The organism is Intestinibacter sp. (genome assembly GCF_022780145.1).
GTDB lineage: Bacteria > Bacillota > Clostridia > Peptostreptococcales > Peptostreptococcaceae > Intestinibacter.
Window position 1 is genome coordinate 1 of sequence record NZ_JALEXO010000066.1, and the last position, 3,113, is coordinate 3,113.

At 33.2% G+C, this 3,113-nt stretch carries 2 protein-coding genes; both read left to right on the forward strand.

All coding sequences use genetic code 11. The features are described 5' to 3' along the window. A partial coding sequence (ppdK, locus tag MR593_RS02540) for a pyruvate, phosphate dikinase (protein ID WP_290686665.1) occupies nt 1-2,383 on the forward strand: 2,383 nt, incomplete at its 5' end. Between the two features lie 184 nt (nt 2,384-2,567). After that, on the forward strand, nt 2,568-3,113 hold a 546-nt coding region (locus tag MR593_RS02545; RefSeq protein ID WP_290686667.1), incomplete at its 3' end, for an aminotransferase class V-fold PLP-dependent enzyme.

The window sequence follows — 3,113 nt, forward strand, 5'->3', positions numbered from 1 at the left end:
TATAGAAAGTCCATTATTAGTATCTGTTCGTTCAGGTGCAGTTATATCAATGCCAGGTATGATGGATACAATACTTAACTTAGGTTTAAATGATGATACAGTTAAAGGGCTTGCTAAAGCTACTGATAATGAAAGATTTGCATACGATAGCTACAGAAGATTTATACAAATGTTCTCTGATGTTGCTATGGAAGTGCCTAAGTATAAATTTGAAAACGTTTTAGATAAATATAAAGAACAAAATGGATTTAAATTCGATACAGAATTAACTACTGATCATCTAAAAGCAATAGTTGAAGAATTCAAAGCTATATACAAAGCTGAAGTAAAGGAAGATTTCCCACAAGATCCTAAAAAACAATTAATGCTAGCTGTTGAAGCAGTATTTAGATCTTGGAATAATCCTCGTGCAATAGTATATAGAAAATTAAATGATATTCCTAATGATTTAGGAACAGCAGTTAACGTACAATCAATGGTATTTGGTAATATGGGTGATAACAGTGGTACAGGTGTTGCATTCACTAGAGACCCTGCTACTGGTGAAAATCATCTATTAGGAGAATACTTAATAAATGCTCAAGGTGAAGACGTTGTTGCAGGTATAAGAACTCCACAAAAAATAGATACATTAAAAGATATAATGCCAGATGTATACGATCAATTCGTAAAAACTGCTGATAAACTAGAAAAACATTACAGAGATATGCAAGATATAGAATTTACTATAGAAAAAGGTAAATTATTCTTATTACAAACTAGAAATGGTAAGAGAACTGCAAAATCTGCTATAAACGTAGCTGTTGACTTAGTTAACGAAGGATTAATAACTAGAGAAGAAGCAATAATGAGAGTTGAACCTAACCAATTAGATCAATTACTACATCCAAAATTTGAAGATAAATCTCTAAAAGAAGCAAAAGTTTTAGCAAAAGGTTTACCTGCTTCACCTGGTGCTGCTAGTGGTAAAATCTACTTCAGTGCTGATGATGTAGTTGAAGCATCTAAAGATGGTACAGAAACAATACTTGTAAGACAAGAAACTTCTCCAGAAGACATAGAAGGTATGGTAAGTGCACAAGGTATACTTACTGCTAGAGGTGGTATGACTTCACATGCTGCTGTTGTAGCAAGAGGTATGGGTAAATGCTGTGTAGCTGGTTGTGGAGAAATAAAAGTAAGTGAAGTTACAAAAACTATAGAAGTTGGCGATATAGTTCTTAAAGAAGGAGATTATATTTCTCTAGATGGTTCTACTGGTACAGTTTACCTAGGAAATGTAGCTAAAGCTGCTGCAGATATGACTGGTAACTTTGAAAAATTAATGGGATGGGTTGATGATATTAGACAAATGAAGGTTAGAACTAATGCTGATAACCCAAGAGATGCTAAAGCTGCTGTAGACTTTGGTGCTGAAGGTATAGGACTTTGCAGAACTGAACACATGTTCTTCGATGAAGAAAGAATACCAGCTGTTAGAAAAATGATTCTATCAAATACTGTAGAAGAAAGAGTTAAAGCATTAGATACATTGCTTCCAATGCAACAAAAAGACTTCGAAGATATCGACAGAGTTATGGGTGATCGTCCAGTTAATATAAGACTTTTAGACCCACCACTACATGAATTCTTACCACAAGATGATGAAACTATAGCAGAACTTGCTAAAGATATGGGAATAGAAGCTATAGCAATCAAGAAGAGATGTGAAGAATTAGCAGAATTCAACCCAATGCTAGGACATAGAGGTTGTAGACTTGCTGTAACATACCCAGAAATAGCTGTAAAGCAAACTAAAGCTATAATAAATGCAGCTATAGCTGTAAACAAAGAAGGATTAAATGTTGAACCAGAAATAATGATACCACTTGTTGGAGCATTAAACGAATTTAGAACAGTTAAACAAACTGTAGTTGAAACTGCAGATGCTGTTATTGCTGAAGCTGGCGTAGAACTTAAATACACTGTTGGTACAATGATAGAAATACCTAGAGCTTGCTTAATCGCTGATGAAATAGCTAAAGAAGCTGACTTCTTCAGTTTTGGTACAAATGACTTAACTCAAATGACATTTGGTTACTCAAGAGACGATGCTGGTAAATTCTTAGGTGAATACGTTGATAGAGAAATACTTGAAAAAGATCCATTCCAAGTATTAGACCAACATGGTGTAGGTAAATTAGTTAAAATGGCTGCAACATTAGCTAGAGGCGTAAAAGGCGACAACATTAAATTAGGTATATGTGGAGAACATGGTGGAGAACCATCTTCAGTAGAATTCTGCTATAATACAGGACTTAACTACGTATCTTGTTCACCATACAGAGTTCCAATAGCTAGACTTGCTGCTGCTAGAGCAACTATAAAAAATCCTAGAAAATAGTTAAAAATAAATAATTGATTATACAGGCTACCTCGAATGTAATTTTGGGGTAGCTTTTTAATGCAAAAAAAGGAATTTTATTTATTTAATAAATTGTGGTTAAAATAATCGATTATAATTTATAATTGTATTATACTATAACAGATAATTGTATAATTATTGGAAAAAAAGGAGTTAAAAGAAAATGAAAGACATATATTTTGATAATTCGAGCACATCCTTCCCAAAAGCACCGAATGTTGGAAAAGCTATGTGTGCATTTATAGAAGGTGGGGCTTTTAATATCAACAGAGGTAGCTACGAAGGTGCTTATGAAATAGGAAACGCAGTATTAGATACAAGGGAAATGTTAAAGGATTTATTCAATTGTTCTAATTCGAAAAATGTAGTGTTCACACCAAGTGTGACTTATTCATTAAATTATTTTATAAAAGGATATTTAAAACCAGGAGACCATGTAATTACAAGTAGTGTAGAACATAATGCAGTTATGAGACCATTAGTTCAGATGGAAAAATTAGGATTAGAATTCGATGTAGTTGAGTGTAATGAAGATGGAAGCGTAAAAGCAAATGATTTTATACCTTATATAAAAGAAAATACGAAAGCTATAATTACTACACACGCATCAAATGTGTGTGGGACTATTTTACCTATAGGTGATATAGGAGCTTTATGCAAAGAACACAATTTAATATATGTAGTTGATACTGCACAAAGTGCGGGGATA